Here is a 20,220-nt window from a genome sequence, read left to right as displayed (position 1 = left end):
AAGGAACGCGCGATGAATCGGGACAAAACGATAGGCTTCATTGGTGTCGGCTACATGGGCCACGGCATGGCTAAAAACCTGCTGGAGGCCGGGTATCCGATGTGGATAAGGGGCAACCGAAATCGCACCCCCGTCGACAGCTTGATCAGCAAGGGTGCATCGGAAGCCGATAGCCCACGGGACATGGCGCAGAAGTGCGATATAATCCATATCTGTCTGTCCAATTCACCGCAGGTGGAAGACGTGATAAGGGGCAGCGACGGTATACTGGCGGGGGCCCGCGAAGGGTTGATCGTGATTGACACCACCACCGCAGACCCGAAATCGACCGCCGCATTGGCGCAAGAACTTGCGGAAAAAGGTGCCACGCTGGTGGATGCACCGCTGGGACGCACGCCAAAAGAGGCCGAAGCCGGTACGTTGGATGCGATGGTCGGCTGTGATGACGAGACCTTTGCAGCTATCAAACCTGTAATCGAGTGCTGGGCTGGTAACATTACACATGTCGGGCCGACAGGCAGCGGCCACAAGATGAAGCTATTGATGAACTTCATATCAATGAGCTATGCGGCGCTTTATTCCGAGGTAACGGTGCTTGGGGCTGCCGTGGGGTTATCGCCGGCAAAAACCCGAGAAGTCATTGGCGGCAGTCGCCTTTCCAACGGCTTTTTTGACACGTTCATGTCCTATGCAGTCGATCGCGACCGCGACGCACATAAGTTTACCATCGCTAATGCGTCCAAGGATCTGCGATACGTCAATGCCATGGCGACCGATGCAGGGGTGGTCAACATCATGGCTGGCGCGGCCAAGCACTATTTTACGCATGTCGAAGCCATCGGAAAGGGCGGGGATTATGTGCCGATGATAGTTGATCATGTGGCCCGCTTGAACGGGTTGGACATGGCAAAGGAAACGTCAAACGACAGCAGCTGACGTCGGTGGTCAATGACCGCCTTGATCAACTTGATCAATAGGTCGCCCGACCACCGGAAAGATCGAAAACAGCCCCGGTTGTAAAACTGTTTTCCGGTGATACTGCCCATACGATCATTTCGGCGGCTTCCCGCACCTCCAGAAACCTGCCGCGCGGGATTTTTGATAGCATATAGTCGATGTGCTCTTGTTTCATCTGGTCGAAGATCCGGGTTCGGGCTGCAGCAGGTGTGACGCAATTCACCGCGATATCCATATCTGCCAATTCTTTACCAAGCGATTTGGTCAAGCCGATCACCGCTGCCTTTGATGCGGAATAAGCCGATGCGTTGGGGTTGCCTTCCTTGCCCGCAATTGAGGCGATATTCAGGATGCGTCCATACCCCTGCGCCCGCATTCCCGGCACGCAGATCTTGTTGACGTAAAATGTTCCGTTGAGGTTGATATCAATGACCCGGTGCCACGCTTCCAGATCATACGCTTCAACCGGGGCGTTCGGCCCGGCGATGCCGGCGCTGTTCACCAGGATGGTCGGGGTACCCATGCTGTCGCAGGTGTCCGCATAGGCTGCTTTGACCGATGTATAGTCAGTGATATCGCATTTGAACCCGACGCCTTTGCAGTGGTCGTCCAACCCGGCCATCGCCGCCGTAAGCTCACCGTCGATATCCCAACCTGCAACCCGCACGCCGCGCCGCGCCAGTAAGCTCGCCACCGCCAGCCCGATCCCCTGGGCCGCGCCGGTCACCACGGCGATCTGGTTTTTCATTTCCATGGATTAACCCCTTCCTATAAACGGCATGTTCGTTGCCATCACCGTCATGAACTGCACGTTTGCATCAAGCGGAAGACTGGCCATATGCAGCACCGACTGCGCGACGTTTTGCACATCCATGACGGGTTCTATCGCCATCGATCCGTCGGCTTGCGGCACGCCCTTGGTCATTTTCGCCGCCATTTCAGTGAGCGCGTTTCCGATGTCAATCTGCCCGCATGCGATACCATATGGCCGACCGTCCAGCGACAATGACCGGGTCAGCCCGGTGATCGCATGTTTAGAGACAGTGTACGGGGCCGACCCCCACCGTGGAACGGCGGCCGAAACCGACCCGTTATTGATAATGCGCCCACCCTGCGGTTCCTGACGGCGCATGTGGCCAAACGCTGCACGTGCAGCAATGAACGCCCCCATCACATTCACTTCAAGCAATTGGCGAATGTCGTTCACGTCAAGTTCATCCACCACTGCTCCGCCGAGGCTGGCACCCGCATTGTTGAACAGCACATCCAAACGCCCCCACTGCGCCACAGCCTTGTCAAAGGTCTGGTCGACGGCCTGTTCGTCTGTCACGTCGCATGGCAGGATCAAGGCATCGTCGTGATCGCCTGCCGTCTGATGCAGCGCATCGACGCGACGACCGACCAACCCGACTTGCCATCCATTGGTCAGAAACATCCGCGCTGTGGCGCGACCGACACCGCTGCCAGCCCCGGTGATAAGTATAGATGGCATATCGGGTGTCTCCCTGCTTGTGTCACATGCGGCAGGCTGGCAATTTGGTATACCAAATGCAAATTAAAATTGACGCCCTACAACTGTACCGCGAAAATTCTGGCAAAAAATATGAATTTTTTTGGTGACAACTAAAATTCTGAACTAGGTTAGATCGTAACGATTTCGTTAACTACCATTACGAGAAGCTGAACAGCCCAGGTTGCATTAAAAGGTTCCAGTGGGGGAGATGCCTTTCTTAAGTTGCCGAGATCAACGACGCTGGGACAACTAAAGGGATTCGTCGCATAAATGACTGTTATATTAGCTGTATTTTTGATCATCGGGCTGTCATTTCTTTTCACGGCCGGTTTACGCGCGGGTGTTGCGGTCGATGACAAGCGGCATGCAACATATCCTCAGCAGCGCCCGTTTTTGGGCGGTAGCGACCCTGAAACCCACGCGCTGCAACGGTTTCACATACGTTATTACACAATGACTTTGCTGTTTGTCGCCTTCGAGATGGAGATGATGTTCATGTACCCTTGGGCCGTCGTGTTTGTGGAAGAAGGTCCGAAGGCATTGGCCGAGATGGGCATGTTCCTCGCAATTCTATCTGTCGGCATTCTTTACGGCTGGAAAGAGGGAATATTCGAGTGGGAATGAACTGGATTGCCAAGCTGGCGGCGAAAGCTCCTGTTCCGATTTTCATAGCCCGGGGCCCTGATGCACCTGATGAAACAGACAGGCTGCATTTGAACCCGGCTTTGACCATCGTCGATACCCCTCGCGCAGCGTCAATCCTGTTGGTCGCTGGCACCCTACCGCACGCGCTAAAAATGTATCTGCACCGGCTACATGATCAGCTTCCTCACCCCCGTGCGACTGTCTTTTGGCATTCCAGCCCGACCGAGTCCTTTTCAAATGCGGTTGAGATCGCGCATGGCGATGACCTGGCTTCGGTCTTGCTGCGTACCCGGGCGGCATTGCTTGGCGGGGAACGGGCGTCCGACGCTGACGTTCTTCCAGACGAGCCAGCAAACGAATGGCAGGGGGTCGGGCCACATGGGCAGGGTGGCAAGGGAATGATGGGCGGCACCCCTTACGGGCGCCCGATGGCAATGACCGATGACGATATTCGCGACGGCCTGAAGCTTGACGCTTATACCGCTGAATTCGGTCCGTTCCTGCCAATGTTGCCCGCGGGTATGATACTGAAACTCACCTTACAAGGTGACATAATTCAAGATGTGGCCGTCGTTTCGCCCCCCTATGAGGACGCGCGGAAGGGCAGGGAAATCCGTGCATTGCTCAGGCTGCTGGGATTGCCGACACTGGCCAACCGCATGCTTGTTGACAATGCGCACCGCGACGCGGGCTTCAAACGCCTGGTCACTGTATCGGGTGTGCGGATGGCAATTCCACCCGATCTGGGTCGCACCCATGATGGATCAGACGTGCGTTCACGATTTGAGCATCTGCTGAAGGACCCATTCAGCCCGCAAAAACCGCATCTGATGGGGCTTGACCTTGGCGACCTGCTCGAGGGGCGCGAGTGGCAGGAAGCGATGCTTATATTGAACAGCTTCGACAATGTGTCGCTGCGCAAAATATGTGCCAACACCCGGACCGACGCTGACGAAGACAGCTCTGAGCAAACTTCAGGTGGCCATGAAAATATGGATCACTCTGCCCATGGGGGGCATTGATGATGACGTTTGCACTGGCTTTCGCAATATTGATCTTGGTTCTGGCTTTGGGCATCTGGTTCGCTGCGGTCCTTGATGGGGTCTTTTCGCGTCAATTGTCAGGGCACGGTACTGCGGGGCTGCTTGCACCATTTCATGCCTCGGCAGTTTACCTGACACAGCAACGCCTGAGAACCGAAGCCCCGGACCAGCTGAATTGGTTTCTGTCCATCGCCGGGTATCTGAGCGTAGCTGCAATTGGGCTTGCCGTGGTGCCTTTTGGGCCCGATCTTGCGGTGATCGGCCTTGATACAAGTGTGGTGTTCTGGGGTGCCTGCGAGTCGCTTATTGTGGTGCTGGTATTTTTGCATGGCTGGTCACCCAATTCGCCGCTTTCGCTGATCGGCGCGTATCGCTACGTAGCGATCGGGTTGCCGATCATGTTGCCCAGCATGTTTGTCTTGATCGCAGTGGCTATTCCGGCGCAGTCGCTGGACCTGCGCGATATCGTAACGTCGCAAGAAACCGTGTGGAACGTCATCCGTCAGCCTCTTGGCCTACCGTTGTTTCTGCTTTTGGGGTTATCTTTGACATTGCGCGGCCCGTTCGATTATGCCGATAGCGATGATCTGGCCGGGGGCACGTCTGCCGAGGATTCAGGCGCTAATCGCGCCGGTTGGCAAGTGGCAAGGCTGGCGATGCTGGTAGGGTTTTCCGCGGTTGCATCCACGGCTTTCCTGGGAGGGTATCTCGGGCCGGTTTTACCCGGCTTCGTCTGGGTGATTATCAAAACTCTTGTCGTGATGGCGATTGTCATCGGGCTTTCGCATCTGTTGGTACGCTTGCCGGTGGCCCGAATGCTGGGCCTGATCTGGAAGATCCTGCTTCCGATTTCATTTCTGGATCTGCTGTGGGCAGGATTGGTGGCACTGGCATGACCGACTTGTTATTTTACGCACTTTCCGCGTTGGCCATCTGGAGCGGGTGGCGGGTGTTCCGTGTTGATTCAATGATCCGGGCGACTTTTGCGTTGATGGTTTCCTTTACCAGTGTGGGGGGCATCGCTGTTTTGATGGCCGCCGATTATATCGGCGTCGCAACTGTCTTTATGATGGCGGTCGAGATGATGGTCATGGGCCTGTTCATGGTGATGTTCATGATGAATCCCGCGGGTCTCAACCCGATGCAGATGGTCCACCAATACAAGTTCTCGATCGCGGCCGGCGTCCTGGGTTTCGTGGGCCTTGCAACCGCGGTTCTGCTTACGAATTTCCCCGACAACCCTTTGCCAGAAAACCGCGACACCCTGCGTGATCTCGGCATTGAACTATTGGGGGGATCCATGCTGATCTTTGAAACCGCAGGGGTAACGCTGTTGGCTACGATGGTCGGCGCTGTGGCGCTTTCCAGTCGCCGGGGACGATTTGGTGATTCCGATGCGGGTGCAGCACCACCGGGTTTGCACCCCGGCGGAGAGCCTGCCGGCCGCAAAGTTGAAAAGGGCGGTGGTCATGGCGGCCATGGTGGTCACGGCGGGCACCAGATGAACATGGAGAAAACCAAACAAGACAGCAGCGATGATCCGCACAAGGGTCACGGAAACATGTCCGAGACGGAGGCCTGAAATGACACTGACCGCCATACTAATAGTCGCCGCCGCTTTGTTCGGCATAGGTTTGTTCGGAGCGCTTTCGCAAAAATCGTTTGTTATGTTGATGATGGGCCTGGAAATGATGTTGAACGGCACGCTTCTTGCCGCAGTTGGCTTCTGGGCGTTCACGCTTGAAGGTGCACCCAAGGGACAACTACTGGCCATTCTGGTAATGGCGGTGATGGCGGTCGAATTGGCGATCGGTTTCGCGCTGGTCGTCGCGGTCTATCGCAAGCGAGAGGCCGATGTCATCGAAGGTATCGGGACGATGAAACAATGACGCTGTGGCTTCTTCCTCTCGTCCCGATTATCGCCGGCGCGTTCATCGCCACCCTGGGCGATCGGTCCCGTCTGTTGCTCGGCATCATGGCGGTGGCGACATTGGCTGCCACGCTGGTGCTGGCGTTGCTTGGCGTGTCGCAAGATTGGACCGCAACCTTGGTGTGGACCGATGCCATCAGACTGTCAGCCGCTTTCGTCCCGGTTTCGGCGGCCGTCGCGATAATGGTGCCGACCGTGGCTATTGCAGTGGTTTTTCACGCCACCCAGAATGAAAGCAAGACCGGGCTGGCCCGGCTGATCGGCCTGATGATACTTTTTACCGGCGGGATGGAGCTGGTTGTCGTTGCGAACGATCTTCTCACCCTGCTGATAGGCTGGGAATTGATCGGAGCATGTTCCTGGGCGCTGATCTCTCATAAATGGCGTCAGATCGATAATCCACAATCAGGCCTATATGCATTCGTCACCACCAGGACCGGCGATCTGGGGCTTTTCGCAGCACTCATGGCGCTGTTCACGGCAACCGGGTCGTTTGATTACGCAGGGATTCAAAACCTTGGCGGGCCGCTGCAATGGGTCGTCGGCTTCGGGATACTGTTCTCGGCGGCCTCCAAGGCGGGGCAGGTGCCCTTTTCGCCTTGGTTGTTCCGCGCCATGGCTGGCCCCAGCTCGGTTTCCGCGCTTCTGCATGCTGCGACACTGGTGGCAGCGGGGGCCTATCTTGTGGTACGGCTGCATCCTTACCTAGCCGAAGTACCCGGATTCGAGGCAACTGCAATCGCCATCGGGCTGACCACGGCGTTGGCCGGTGGTATCACCGGCGTCTTGCAAGATCATGCCAAGCGCTTGCTCGCCGCTTCCACCTCGGCTCAACTTGGTTTTATGTTTGTGGCCGTCGGTGCCGGGTACCCCGGTATCGCTGTTTTACACATGATCGTTCATGCAACCTTCAAGGCACCTTTGTTCCTTTCTGCGGGTATAGCGGGCGAAGCTGCGGGCACCTACCAACTGGATCGCTTACGCCTGGGACGAGAGCTGCCTGTGGTGGCAATAATCACGCTCGTCGCTGTGGCTGGGCTGGCCGGTTTGGTGGGCAGTGCCGGCGGATGGAGCAAGGAGGAGATCGTAAAAGCCAGCGAACACACCGGGTTTTGGTTGGCGCTGTCAGTGATGGCTGGGGGTACGTTAAGCGCAGCTTACGCAACCCGGTTTCAACTGTTGGCTTATGGCCGTCGCGACAAGGATGCAGACAGTCGTGTAACGACAGTCCCGGGTTGGGTCGCTTTGATTGGGATCGCTGCATTGTCCGCGATGACCCTGATACTCAGCCTTCTTTGGTTTTCGCCCGTGGCTGAAAGTGCCGCGGCAGCTTTGGATATAATACTTCCCAAAGGTAGCCCGCTGGTGTTCGCCCTTTCGCTGCTGCTTGTTCTCATCGGTATTGCCATCGGTGTGTATCTGGTACGGTATCGCCCCGCACTAGGCGCCACCGGGTCAAGCGCTGCTGCATCAGATTGGTTGGGTTTGCCAAAATTGATCGACATCGTACTGATCCAACCTGCTGACGCTATCGCCCGCGCCGCGGCAAGGACGGATGATCGCGTTGTAGATCGTGGCATTCGTGGCACCGCCGCTTTCGGAGACTGGCTTGCTCGGCTTGGTGACCGGTTCGGAGAAGCGGCCACCGACGGCATTCCCGAAGGTACGGCACGACTGACAGAGATGTTTAGCCACGATCTTCGCCGGTTACAGACGGGGCTATCGCATCATTATTACGCTTATATCATTGGCGGTGTTTTCATCATTTTCGCCATTCTCGTTGTAGGAGCCTGACATGCTGACACTCGCGATACTTATCCCTTTGGTCGGCGCCCTGATTTTGGCAGTTATGCCTAAGATAACACAAGACACTGCACGGTTCATCGCTGTGGGAACTTCAGCAGTGTCATTTCTGCTGTTGCTGATCGTCTGGGCACGGTTCGACACCAGCGCAGGTGCACCAGCGTTCCAGTCGCTCGCGGAAATTGAATGGATTCCGTCACTTGGTGTAGCGTGGCGCGTTGGCGTAGATGGCATGTCTTTGGCGCTTTCGCTGATGAGCGGCGTGCTTTTCATCGCCTGCACGGCCTGGCCCATGGAAAGCTCCGAGAGACCTCGCGCTTACTATGCTTGGTTCCTGTTTCTTGAAGCAGTTTCGCTTGGGTTGTTCTTGGTGCTCGATCTGCTGATCTTCTATGTTTTCTTCGACCTCAGCCTGGTCGGAATGTTCTTTTTGATCGGGCGTTGGGGACACGGAGATTCACAGCGTGCCGCGCTCAAGTTCTTTATTTTCACCTTGGCGGGGTCTCTTGCGATCTTGCTGGCGATCATCGGATTAGTGTTGTCAGTTGATCCCGTAACCTTTGACATGCGCACCATGATAGATCTGCAGCCGCTTGCTGGTATGGATTTGAGAGGCGGGCTGATCCTGCTGGGTTTCATTGTCGGTTTCGCTATCAAGGCGCCGCTCTTTCCGGTCCATACGTGGTTGCCTCCGGCGCATGTCATGGCACCTGGCCCGGCATCGGCGATCCTGGCCGGGGTACTGCTTAAAATGGGCACCTATGGTCTGGTCCGGATTCCATTTCAGATGATGCGCGAAACCTTTGCCGACTATGCGTTGCCATTGGCGATCATCGCGCTTGCATCCATTCTTTGGGGCGCGGTTGTTGCCTTGGCGCAGACCGATATGAAACGCCGCATCGCCTATACCTCAATCAACCACATGGGCTATACCGTGATGGGCATTGCCGCTGCCGGGGCGCTGCTGAACGGGTCCGAAGGCGCCCGCGAGATGGCAATGACCGGCGCGGTGGTTGAAATGATCGCCCACGGGTTGATCACCGGGGCACTGTTCTTGATCGCCGGTGGCTTCTGGACGCGCAGCAAGACATATGAACTCGACGCATTCGGTGGCTTGGCGAATGTGGCACCTCGGATGACAGTTGCCGCGGCAATCGCCGCCTTTGCCAGCCTTGGTTTGCCGGGCCTGGCCGGGTTCGTCGCCGAGGTACAGATTTTCGTAGGGACCTTTGCCGTCTTCCCCTGGATTGCAGCCATCGGCCTTTTGGGTATCCTGATCACCGCAGCGCTGTTCCTGAGACTGCTGCAACAGGTGTTCTTTGGTGACCTGCCAAAAGCCCGCGAAGGGTTCCCTGATGTGAGCTTGCGCGAAGGCACGGTGTTGGCCGCTTTGCTCGCTTTGGTTATCCTGATTGGCGTGTATCCTCGCTGGTTGCTTGACCTGATCGGCAGCGCCTCATCCGCAATGATAGGGGGCTAGTCATATGCCAATCGGCGACTTAGCACCCGAAATCGCGATCATTGTGGCGGCCGTGTTATCACTGCTTTTTGCGGCATTGGCCCCGCGCAACCTGCAAGCAGGATCGGCAATTATCGCGCTGGTTGGTATTGCGGTGGCATTGGTACTCCTGATGGTTCAGCTGGGCGAGACACGTTTTACCTTCACTGGTACATGGGCGATGGATGGGGCCAGCCTCTGGGCGCGAGTGATGATTTTGCTGGCAACCGGTTTTTGCATCATGTTGTCTCCTGACTGGTTCCGCAGCGATCCCAGACATGGCGAATATTACGCAATTCTCATGTTGGCCGCCCTGGGTGCCATGACGATGGCAGGGGCAGGCGACCTTCTACAGCTTGTGATCTCCGTGTTGCTGTCATCGGTAACCGGATACACCCTTGCAGCTTGGCACCGGGATTGGGCGCTCTCGGTCGAGGCGGGGATGAAGTATTTTTTGATGGGTGCGTTGGTAAACGCACTGCTGATTACCGGAATAGTACTGATACTTGGCCTGCTGGGAACCAGCGGATATCAGGATATTGCCCTTGCATTAAAATTGGGCAAGGGTCTGTCGCCGCTACTGTTTGTCGGGCTCGCGATGACGATCACCGGCGTAGCCTTCAAGCTGGGGGCGGTACCGTCACATGCCTGGTTGCCCGATGTAGCAGAGGGTGCGCCAGTGCCTTCGGCGGCATTTCTAACCGTCGTGCCTAAAATTGGTGCTGCAATCGCCTTGGCGCGTGTCGTTCAGTTGGTTCCGCCGGAATTCATGAACCTGCGAGAGCTGATAGCTGTGATCGCCGTCGCGACGATGACACTGGGTAACCTTGCGGCCCTCAAGCAAGACGATCTTAGACGCTTGATCGGTTGGTCCTCGGTTGCACAGGCCGGCTACTTGCTGATGGCTATTACGGTGCTTGGGCTTAGCCCCGATGCCCTGACCGCGTTGCTTGCTTTTGTGGCGAGCTATGCCATCGGTAATCTGGCCGCATTCTCCGTTGTGGCTCATTTGCGGGGCCGAACTGCATTGAGCGACTATGATGGTCTGGCTGTAAGTCAACCGGTTGCTGCCGCAGCGCTGGTCATCGCTTTTCTGTCCTTGGTCGGAATCCCGCCAACGGTCGGGTTCTTCGGGAAGCTTACGCTGTTTATTACAACAGTCGACGGCGGTTTCCTTTGGCTGGCTGTCGTGGCCGCCGCAAATACCGTCGCATCGCTTTATTTCTATGCGCGTGTCATGGGCCGCCTGTATTTCGGGAAGCCCACCGGTGACGTTGCGGTATTGGGGCGATTGACCAGTATCGCGGTGTGGGTTGGCGCGATCGCAGTTCTTCTCAGCGTCATCCCGGTAGAAACAGCGTTGTCGGCATTCGAGATGAGCCGGTTACTGCCGCTCTAGGCAGATCCCAAACCTAACCTCTGCTTGTAACAATAAGCAAGGCGATGCAGTCACGTAGGTCGAAGCCCTGACGGGTCCAGCAGCGGTTTGTTTGTGGAACGTTGCTCTTTCCGAGAGCGGTTCCACGATTCGTCCATGCCTTCACACAGGCGGTGGATGGAGGGATGCCGCATAGATACCAGATTTCCTTATAACCGAATTATTTCCAGCCATTCCAACCAGATAGGCACAGCTATCCATACGGATAGAGCAATCCCCAAGAGAGCCCTCATTTAACCCTAAGCGAGAATGCATCACGCATGTTTTCTCGAAATGATGACGGAAGAACGGCCCCCGACTGAGGTCAGTTCACCGAAATCGCCGGAACTAGAAGCCGGTCAACATGGGAAAAAATGAATGAATATTGGTACCCAAAAAATCACCTGTGCGGTATTCGCCGGGTTTGTGATGTCGATGGCCAGCATGTCGGCGGCCGAAGCTCTCTCTAGCAATTTCTCTTTCATGGTAGTGGAAACCGATGCGGACGGGGCGGAGAAACTGGTGGAGCGGGAAACCGTTAAACCCGGTGAAACCATTCATTACCAACTGCTGCATGAAAACATGACCGAGCAGGCGCTCTCCGGGCTCGTTATCGCCGCCCCAGTACCGCAAGGGGTTTCGCTGACATTTGGCGGACAAGACACATCCGTCAGCGCCGTATTTGAAGTACAGGCTGAAATGGACCCCGAACTCGAGGGTCTTGAGTGGTCTACCTTGCCCGCTTCGCGCAAGGTCGTGGATGCCGATGGCAACCTGAGTGAAGAGCCTTTGCCCGAAGAGGAAGTGGCAGCCGTACGCTGGACATTTTCTCAGCCGCTCGAGCCCGGTGAGATCGCCAAAAACAGTTATCGCGTCCGCGTTAACTGATCTCGCATTTCACTACAAATTCTCCCCAGTAACTATTCAGAGGAACTAAACCTGTGACATATCAACCTATTTTCATGCGAACTGCCAGTGCGTTGGCTGTCAGTGCCGCAATCGGTGCCGTGGCGGTATCAGCGGCACCCCAAGCCGGTTCGGTGATCGGCAACCAAGCGATCGCGACCTACACCAATGACGCGGGTGACACGATCACTGTGACCTCCAACACCGTAGAAACGATCGTTCAGCAAGTCGCTGGAGTGACCCTGACCTCTGATAACACCGAGACCATTGCCCCGGGCGGCAAGGCGTTCCTCCCTCACATCCTTACCAACGAAGGTAACGGGCCGGACAGCTTCACGTTGACGGCAGTGGAAAACAATGTCGGCACTTTGGACACCTCTCAGCTGGTTTTCTACCCCGACACCAACATGGATGGTGTCGCGGACAGTGCAACACCGTTGACCACCACTCCGACATTGGCAGCCGGAGAACAGTTCGGGGTCGTTATCGAAGCAACTGTGCCGTCAAATGCGACAGGTTCAGACACCATTGCGATCACGGCAGTTTCCGCATTGGATGGTGCCATTTCGAGCGCCAATACTGATACCTTGACGATATCAAACGACGCCATCGTCGAATTGGTGAAATCGATGGTCGCGGATGCTGCGTCGGGCGGGAACCCAAGTATCGTGGACGCCGGTGACACCGTCACCATCAAGTTAACCTATTCTAGCACTGGTTTGACTGCCGCCAATAACTATGTCGTTCAAGACGTTCTCGACGGTCGTCTCACTTACGTACCCAACTCGGCGACCTGGTCGGATGCAACAGGGCCGCTTGACGAAAGTAACGGATCGACCGTCGTCGATAAAACGAATGGGTCCGGTGAAACGATCGCCTATGCCTATGATAATAGTCAAACAATCAACTTTAACCTGTCGTCGATCGGATCAGGTCGTTCAGGTAGCGTGACCTTCCAAGCTGTGATTGCTGACACAGCGAACGCGGGGACGATCACCAACGTGGCCACGCAAGAGGTTGACGCCGTTGCCTTCCCCCCCTCGAATACGGCTTCTGTCGTTGTCGCGGACCAGTACCGGGTAGAGATTGCTGATACTGCAATCAATGCCGACAATTCGGTCAATGGTACGGTGGTGTCGTCAACCGATGATGATGGACTGAACGATGACATCGTCACTGAATCCCAAAGTGTCGGGCAAGGTGGCTCGATCAAGCACGAATTTGTCCTCACCAACCTATCGAACCAGACGGATAGCTTCACCCTTCAAGTCAACAACGTCAATTATCCCCCGGGTACAACTTTCCGCTTTGTGGGTGCCGATGGTGTGACGCCGATTGTTGGGTCTGTCGGACCTCTTGCCGTTGATGACAGCGCGAAGGTTACACTGATCGCAACGCTGCCAACGGATGTTCCCCCCACCGGTGCCGCGGATTATACAGCAACTGTAACGACTGTTTCGGACGGATCAGGCGTATCAGATACCTCGACGGCCAAGTTTGATGGTGCAGTATTGCCGTCATCTGTCGATCTTGAGAATGCTGTGGTCGGTGCAGAAGGCGATGGTCTGGCCCCTACGGCGGCTGGCGGCGCACCTTGGGTGACGTACACCACCGATCCAGGCACACCAGTCGTATTTGATATGTTGGTACAAAATCAGGGACCGGTGTCAGACAGCTATAACCTGTCATTGGCTCAAGCACTTCCACCAGGGTGGACAGTAGAATTCCGCGCTGATGACGGCTCTGTTATTAGTAACACGGGAACCATTGCCGCAGGGGCCAGCCGGACATTCACCGCGGTTGTAACACCGACAGCAGATGCCTTGCCCGGCGATACGGATGTAGAGATTGCACTAACGTCGGCCGTATCAGGCCAAGGTGACAGTATCGTGAACCGCGTGACGGTAAATGAAGTCTATGACGTTGAAATCATTGAGAGTCAAAGTGCGCAAGCTTCGCCCGGCGGTATCGTCGACATGCTTCACACGATCACTAACAACGGGAACGTCGCCATCACCGAGGCCTCGATCACGCAAAGCGGACTCACCAATTTTTCAGGTGCTGTTTTCTGGGATGCAAACAAAAACGGGGTCATTGATCCATCGGAAATAGTGATCGATAACTTCAATGATTTGACCGACGGTGTATCTGCCGGCGTGAACGGACTGGCACCAGGCGATACAATTTCGGTTATCTATCGTGTGCAGTCCCCGTCAACTGCGACCAGCGGCGTGACTGAAAACGGTACGATCACAATTGGAAGTGCGCTTAACATTGGGACAGCTACAGATTCCGATCTGACAAACAACTCTGTCGAAGACCGTATCACGATTATCTCTGGTGACATGACGCTTGTAAAATACCAGTATGTCGACCCGAATTGTGACGGTTTTGTCGGGACCTTTACCAAAACACGGCAGGATGTCGAACCCGGGCAGTGTATCAGGTATCAGGTCGTCGCTGAAAACACCGGTGCCGCACCAGCTACGGATGTCACCATATTGGATGCAGCACCTGCCTATACCACAGTTACAAACTGCGGTGGTGCATGCAACGAAACCCTCTTTCCGGCATCCAGCACCGTCACAATCTCGTCCGGGAATGTTTCGAGCGCCCATGGCTCCGTGCTCCCCGGCGGTTTCGCTAGACTAGAATTCACCGTTCAGGTGGACAACTAAGCGAAGCCTCTGCGCCTTCGGAGCTATCCCAGTAGTCCGGAGGCGCATTGTTTTCCCCGAGACATTGATAGGTAAGGAATAAGGCTGATGCGCAGTTTTCTTCAACCAATAGTGAGGCGTGCATTCTACCTTTGCTTGCCTATCGCGTTAATGATTTTCTGTCTGCCTCAGCTTGCTGCTTCTCAATCTGCTCCAGCCGGTACAGTAATCAAGAGTGTCGCGCCCTCCACGTATTTCAATAATTCGCTCGGCGTGGTCGAGGCTCTTCTGTCTAATGAAGTTGCCGCCCAAGTTGCTGCGGTTCCGAACCTGGAAGTTCTGGGAAGATCCGAACTTTTTCTGACACGCGGTGCAATGGCGCAATATTACTTCGAGGTCTTGAATTCAGGCAACGTACCGCTTGAGACGCAAATGACCGTCGAAGACCAAGCTGAAGACACAATGGTAAACGCCACGCGTCTGGTGATCGATGCGAACCGAAACGGACGCATCGACCCTTCCGAACAGGCAGTCACGGCAGCTTCCGTAATGATGTTGCAGCCCAACGAACGTATCCAGTTGATTTATGAGTTTCGTCTTTCCTTTGCCGCTGAACCTGATGCCGAACTAAGCTCAATGCTGCAAGTTACGGGAAAACCGGTTGGCGAATATGCTAGTGAAACGCTGATCGTCAACAATGCAGCCGGCACGTCTACGGTTGCTAGCAGTGCGTTAGAATTGGAAAAAGAACAGACCGTTCAAGAAGAGGCTGCCGCGACTACGCTGATCTATGCGCTTCGTCTGCGAAATAATTCTGAAATGGATGTTCAGCCCTACCAAGAAATAGACGGGAAGCCGATTCACATTGATGGCGCGTCTCGCACGGGCATCCTGTTGCGTGACGCAATTCCGCTAAATACGAATTTCCACAGCTTTCCGGATGAAGGGGGGATGATACCCCTTTATCATGAGGCTGGTGCCCCCCTCCATGATTATCGGACAACACGCCCGGACGGAGAGATTGATGCCGTCGCGTTTTTTGTCGATGGACCATTTACCATGGGCCGTTCCGGGGACCCTTCGTTTGCAGTCAGCTTGGCAGCAGATTTGGGGGATGTCGAGGTTATCAACACTGCCGAGACCTTTATGACTGTCAAAGGGCAGGTCATCCCACTCTTTTCCAATACAACCCGCTACAACCGCAAAGGCGCTGCGTCAGGAAGTTTACGCTTTGAAGATCCCGGCACCAATGCCGATCAGCGTTTTGCAAGCCTGGGCCGCGATACCCGGCTTCGATTGACTTCCGGTGCCTGCAACGCATCACAAGAGATCGATGAAACGGTCGTTACGGTCCGCAGTAAGCTTACCGGTGACATCGAGGTATTTGCAGCGATTGAAACGGGGAAAAATACCGGAGAGTTCGTGACCCCCGCCATTCCGCTCGTACGCATGGATGTACCCGTTTCGGGCGACCATGTCGTCGCGACCAAAGACGGTGGTACGATCATCGCCACAAGCGACTGCGCCCGCGTCGCTCTGCATGACGAATTACTCATAAACCCCGGAAACTTCCTTTTCAATTCGCTGACGAATGTCCCGGTCGCGGAAACCACTATCGCTATGATTGATGTAGCCAGCGGGCAAGAAATAGCCCGAAGAACGACCGACGCCCGGGGCTTTTTTGCATTCGGCAATGTCGATACCGGGGAATACAAATACACCGTCATCAACGCGCCGGCCTGGGAATTCCCGTCAGTGCGTACTGGGTTTCCAGGCTTTGGCCGTCGGGTAAACACGGCTGGCTTTGGGGAAAGCTTCCAACATCCCGGTGGTGTGATGAACCAGTCAGACATACCGGTAGATCCTCACTATGGTGCGCCGGTTTCGCTCGAGAAAAGAAGCGACTTCAAACGGGTCACAACAGGCGAGTTTGTTACCTATACGTTAAAACTCACCAACAACATGCAGCAAGCGCTGGTGAATGCAGAAGTTTTGGATACCCCACCTTTTGGCAGCAGCCTGGTACCCGGATCCGTAAGTCTGGATGGGGAAATTTGGGCAGACCCCGTGGTCAGCGACAATGGCGATCTGGTCTTTGACCTTGACGATATCACCTTGCTGTCCGCGCATGAGGTGACCTACGTCATGCAATTCACAGCAGCGGCCCGTGAAGGCCCAAATGAAAACACCGCTGTATTGACAGGCAACCAGGCTGGAACAGGGGTATCGCGCCAATCACCGCATGCGCTGGCGACAGTGCGTCTGGATAACGCCGGAGGGGTATTTGCACGTAACGGGACAGTGATTGGTACCGTATTTATGGATTGCGATGGAAACGGCATTCCGGGTGATCACCGCGAACCCGGAATTCCTGGCGTACGGATCGTGACACAGAGCGGACTGTCGGTCGTCACTGACATCAACGGCAAGTATTCGCTTTTTGGCCTGCGCCCGGTAACGCACGCTTTTCAGGTTCAAGACGATACTTTGCCTGATGCAACTCAGGTCATGGTAACGCGTACAAATGACCTGATGCATGGGGGTTCTAGGTTGGTTCCACTAAGAAAGGGCGAGCTTCGGACCGAGAATTTTGCAGTTAGAGCATGCACGTCGGCCTCGCTTGGCGAGGTGGCGGACCGGCGCGAGCATTACAAGAAAACCCAAAGACCGAATTCCCTGGTTGCAGCTGATCTACCGATCATAGAGCAAAACAGCCCTGTGCGCTCCGCACGGAATGAAAGCGTCATCGCTACAACCACTCAGTTGCGTTCGGGGTCATTTAGCACAGAACAGGAGCAGCGCCGGTCTGACCCATCCCCGGCGTCAGATGTCGACCAGGCACCGATCCTTGAATCGTTGGAAGACTTGATAAAGTCATTTGATGCGACGCCTGGGTTCGTGGACCTTGTGGACGGGCAAACAGTGCAAAAGCATATACAAAGTGTGCGTGTGAAGGCCAAGGCAGACCTATCTCTTGAGTTGATGGTCAATGGGCGCGTACTCGGCACAGATCGCATAGGAGAGCGCACAAAATGGCAAAAAACCGGCGTACAGGCGTTGGATTTTGTAGCCGTAAAACTAGCCGCAGGAGAAAACAGATTAACTTTGGTCGGACGCGATAGCTTTGGGATAGAACGCTCGCGGAGCGAAATTCGTGTCGTTGCCCCTAGTAAACCGGCCAAGATGGAGATCATTGCCGCGCCTACTGCTTCTGCGACGCCGACCGACGTAGTCCCGGTGGTTGTAAGGGTACTTGATGCGCGCAACCGGCCGGTTTCGGCTTCGGGCATTGTGACGCTTCATGCGAAACTTGCACTTTGGGACGTTACCGACATTCGCAGCGGTACCCCAGGGGTACAGGTGTATCTGGACAACGGCGAGGCAACATTTGACCTTATTCCGCCTCAGGTGGCTGGCAATGACATCTTATCGGTCAGCGGCTCTTTCGGCCGCGCTGAAGCGTCGATCACATTCACTCCGGATCTCGATCAGCGTGTCATGGTTGGCGTAATCGAAGGCGCAATCGCATTGGGCGGTGAAAAAAGCCAGCTTTTGGATCCAGAGCGTTTCAGCTCTTTTGAGGATACGATCACCGGGCTACGTGGAGAGGTGTACTTGAAGGGTGCGATATCCGGAAAAACTCTTTTGACCCTGAGATACCGTTCTGACCAGGATACAGAAGCCCGGTTATTTCGCGACATTCAGGGCGACGAGTATTACCCAGTTTACGGCGATAATTCCGAACGGGGCTATGATGCGCAGTCGTCAGGGAACCTTTACGTGAAAGTCGAAAAGGGTCGGTCGTATATCTTGTACGGGGACATCGCGATTGAATCCGAAGCCACTGCGCTAAAGTTAGACGGAATACGTCGCGTGGCGCAGGGTGCCAAAGCGCATTGGGAAAATGACAAAGTATCCATTACTTTGTTTGGTGCGCGTACAGCGCTTGAGCAACGTGTCCAAGAGATATCAGGCCGTGGTGTATCGGGACCCTATAGCCTGGTTTTGGACGGCTATGTTCAAGGCACCGAGCGCGTCGAAATTCTTGTGCGCGACAAAGAAGGCGGCGATGTCATCACGTCATCCCCTTTGCGTCGAGGTACCGATTATCTGCTAGACTTCTTCCGCAACAGTCTAACCTTTGACGACCCGGTGCGACAGTTTGATGCGCGAGGTAATCCGGTCTCTATACGCATCACATATGAAGTCGACGTAGAAGGCGCTGATCGGTACTGGCTGTATGGTGGTGAGATCAATGTCGCGGTAGGAGAACGTACGACGATCGGTGCCCGGGCTGTCCACGCTGACGCTGTAGTCGGCAATACCGCCCGCGAGCGCTTGCAATCCAGTTATATCCGGCACGAAGACCGGAACGGCGGCATATGGGAAGCCGAATTTGCCCGCAGTGAAAACAACCAGCGGGTTCCTGACACCGCTGTACGCTTTTCTTATGGAATCCGAAACGAGTTTGGTCACTTGGATTTCGAAGTGATCCATGCAGGTCCAGAGTTCGTGTCGCGCGGGGGTCTTGCCTTGCCTGGTACCACACGTTCGCGCCTCGACTACAGCTATCAGATTGACAACAGAACCGACTTTTTGTTGGGCATGGAATATATTCGTGACCAGGTTTCAGATAACGAACAGCTGCTCGTTGATGCTGTGTATGCCAAACAATTCAACAAACACTTTCGAGGGTTTGTAGGGCTGGAATATCGTCTGAACCAGGATGCAGGCGATACAGACAGTCAAACCGGTGTAATTATTGGCGCGCACTGGTCACCGGTATCACGTCCCGGTACCGTGATAAAAGCTGAACTGCGCCAGCCGCTGGCCGGCGACGACCGTCCGACCAAGCTGACATTGGGAATGTCGCGTGAGCCGATTCCCGGATGGCGCAGTTACAGCGATATCGAAATGACCTTTGGCGATGATCAGATATCTACTTATTCGAGATTGGGATTCTCCTATGATCTGAACGATTGGTTGCGTGGCAACACCGACTTCGTGAAAAGCATTGCTGACCTGGATACCGTGATGAACCAGGCGTTGATGGCAACTTGGGCGGCCAACACAAATACCACATTCACCTTCGGTGTAGAACATTCGCGACGTATGGAAGCCAACGATCAAGAGCTGACAAGTGTCGCGGTAGGCGCGAAATGGGGCTCTGGCGCTGAAAGCTGGGTAGGTGATGCAGACTTTGATTCAACCTTTGAGAAAAATGGAAAGACCCATTACGCAAGCATTGGACTCGCCGGTAAGATATCCACCGACTTCACCTTTCTGGGCAGGTCACGCGTGGCATTGGACAAACGCAACGGTGGTTACTACCGCCGCATTAGAAGCCGCGTGGGCGTGGCGTACCGCCCCATCGAAGACCCTCGCCTAGAAATGTTGGCCTGGTACGAGCACCGCATAGAAGAAAAGTTCAGTAAATCAGTGACTCATCTTTGGTCTGTTGATGCGTCGTTTGAAGTTAATCAAGACCTTAGGCTAAACGGGAAATATGCCGGTCAATCGCAACGTATCGAATTTCTTGGTGGGCATCGTGCGCAATCGATGACGCAACTTTTGCAGGCCGGCTTTAACTGTGAACTTGCCGATGATCGGTTTCAGATCGGTTTAAATGCTTCCCACCTTTGGGATGATGCCGGAAATTCCACTAACGGTCTTGGCGTGGAAATCGGGTTTGTGCCCACCAAGGGTGCGCTCTTGGCATTGGGATACAATAAGGCAAAAGGAGAGACTGTGGGTCGAAACGACCTGTATCAACAAGGCCTATATCTCAGAATTAATTTCCTGCTGGACGATTCATTGTGGGACCAACTGGATCAGTTTCTGGGTATCTAGA

General features: G+C 55.0%; 14 protein-coding genes. 12 read left to right on the top strand and 2 right to left on the bottom strand.

Annotated elements, in window-relative coordinates; genetic code table 11:
* Window positions 1-12 precede the first annotated feature (12 nt).
* Window positions 13-936, top strand: coding sequence for an NAD(P)-dependent oxidoreductase (locus AC13DE_RS11365; protein WP_446295814.1), 924 nt, complete (start codon window positions 13-15; stop codon window positions 934-936).
* 34 nt (window positions 937-970) lie between these two features.
* Here the strand turns inward: AC13DE_RS11365 and AC13DE_RS11360 are convergent, their stop codons facing one another.
* Together AC13DE_RS11360 and AC13DE_RS11355 are read right to left on the bottom strand one after the other, a co-directional pair.
* Window positions 971-1,711: an SDR family NAD(P)-dependent oxidoreductase gene (locus AC13DE_RS11360; protein WP_446314138.1), complete on the bottom strand. Its 741-nt coding sequence runs from the start codon at window positions 1,709-1,711 to the stop codon at window positions 971-973.
* Window positions 1,712-1,714: 3 nt separating this feature from the next.
* Window positions 1,715-2,449 carry an SDR family oxidoreductase gene (locus tag AC13DE_RS11355; RefSeq protein WP_483047894.1) on the bottom strand — a complete coding sequence of 245 codons (735 nt, stop codon included), beginning with the start codon at window positions 2,447-2,449 and terminating at the stop codon, window positions 1,715-1,717.
* A gap of 291 nt (window positions 2,450-2,740) precedes the next feature.
* On the opposite strand from AC13DE_RS11355, the gene AC13DE_RS11350 reads away from it, so the two are divergent.
* The 11 genes from AC13DE_RS11350 to AC13DE_RS11300 all read left to right on the top strand — a co-directional run bounded on the left by AC13DE_RS11350 (window position 2,741) and on the right by AC13DE_RS11300 (window position 20,219).
* A complete protein-coding gene (locus AC13DE_RS11350; protein ID WP_483047893.1) occupies window positions 2,741-3,094 on the top strand; it encodes an NADH-quinone oxidoreductase subunit A in 354 nt (117 codons plus the stop codon).
* Window positions 3,091-4,137 (top strand): hypothetical protein, encoded by a 1,047-nt coding sequence (locus tag AC13DE_RS11345; protein ID WP_483047892.1) that lies wholly within the window; start codon window positions 3,091-3,093, stop codon window positions 4,135-4,137. Before AC13DE_RS11350 ends, AC13DE_RS11345 begins: the two co-directional genes overlap by 4 nt.
* A complete protein-coding gene (locus tag AC13DE_RS11340; protein ID WP_483047891.1) occupies window positions 4,137-5,054 on the top strand; it encodes a complex I subunit 1 family protein in 918 nt (305 codons plus the stop codon). Before AC13DE_RS11345 ends, AC13DE_RS11340 begins: the two co-directional genes overlap by 1 nt.
* A complete protein-coding gene (locus AC13DE_RS11335) occupies window positions 5,051-5,740 on the top strand; it encodes an NADH-quinone oxidoreductase subunit J family protein (protein WP_446295808.1) in 690 nt (229 codons plus the stop codon). The genes AC13DE_RS11340 and AC13DE_RS11335 overlap by 4 nt, the downstream gene beginning before the upstream one ends.
* A 1-nt stretch (window position 5,741) precedes the next feature.
* Entirely contained in the window at window positions 5,742-6,047 is a 306-nt protein-coding gene (gene nuoK / locus AC13DE_RS11330; RefSeq protein ID WP_446295807.1) for an NADH-quinone oxidoreductase subunit NuoK, read from the top strand.
* A complete protein-coding gene (locus tag AC13DE_RS11325) occupies window positions 6,044-7,882 on the top strand; it encodes an NADH-quinone oxidoreductase subunit 5 family protein (RefSeq protein WP_483047890.1) in 1,839 nt (612 codons plus the stop codon). Before nuoK ends, AC13DE_RS11325 begins: the two co-directional genes overlap by 4 nt.
* A 1-nt stretch (window position 7,883) precedes the next feature.
* Window positions 7,884-9,371, top strand: a complete 1,488-nt coding sequence (locus AC13DE_RS11320) for a complex I subunit 4 family protein (protein WP_483047889.1) — start codon at window positions 7,884-7,886, stop codon at window positions 9,369-9,371.
* A 4-nt stretch (window positions 9,372-9,375) separates the two neighbouring features.
* Window positions 9,376-10,788, top strand: a complete 1,413-nt coding sequence (locus AC13DE_RS11315) for an NADH-quinone oxidoreductase subunit N (RefSeq protein ID WP_483047888.1) — start codon at window positions 9,376-9,378, stop codon at window positions 10,786-10,788.
* 396 nt (window positions 10,789-11,184) lie between these two features.
* On the top strand, window positions 11,185-11,694 hold the full coding sequence (locus tag AC13DE_RS11310; protein ID WP_483047887.1) for a hypothetical protein: 510 nt from the start codon (window positions 11,185-11,187) through the stop codon (window positions 11,692-11,694).
* Window positions 11,695-11,747: 53 nt separating this feature from the next.
* Complete coding sequence (locus AC13DE_RS11305; protein WP_446295802.1) at window positions 11,748-14,390, top strand: NEW3 domain-containing protein; 2,643 nt, start codon at window positions 11,748-11,750, stop codon at window positions 14,388-14,390.
* Window positions 14,391-14,477: 87 nt separating this feature from the next.
* Complete coding sequence (locus AC13DE_RS11300) at window positions 14,478-20,219, top strand: DUF11 domain-containing protein (RefSeq protein WP_483047886.1); 5,742 nt, start codon at window positions 14,478-14,480, stop codon at window positions 20,217-20,219.
* Window position 20,220: the final 1 nt, after the last annotated feature.

It is taken from the genome of Sulfitobacter sp. L-8, from assembly GCF_056859255.1.
Note: the sequence above shows the minus strand (reverse complement) of the source record. Positions and strands in the feature narration are given on the sequence as shown.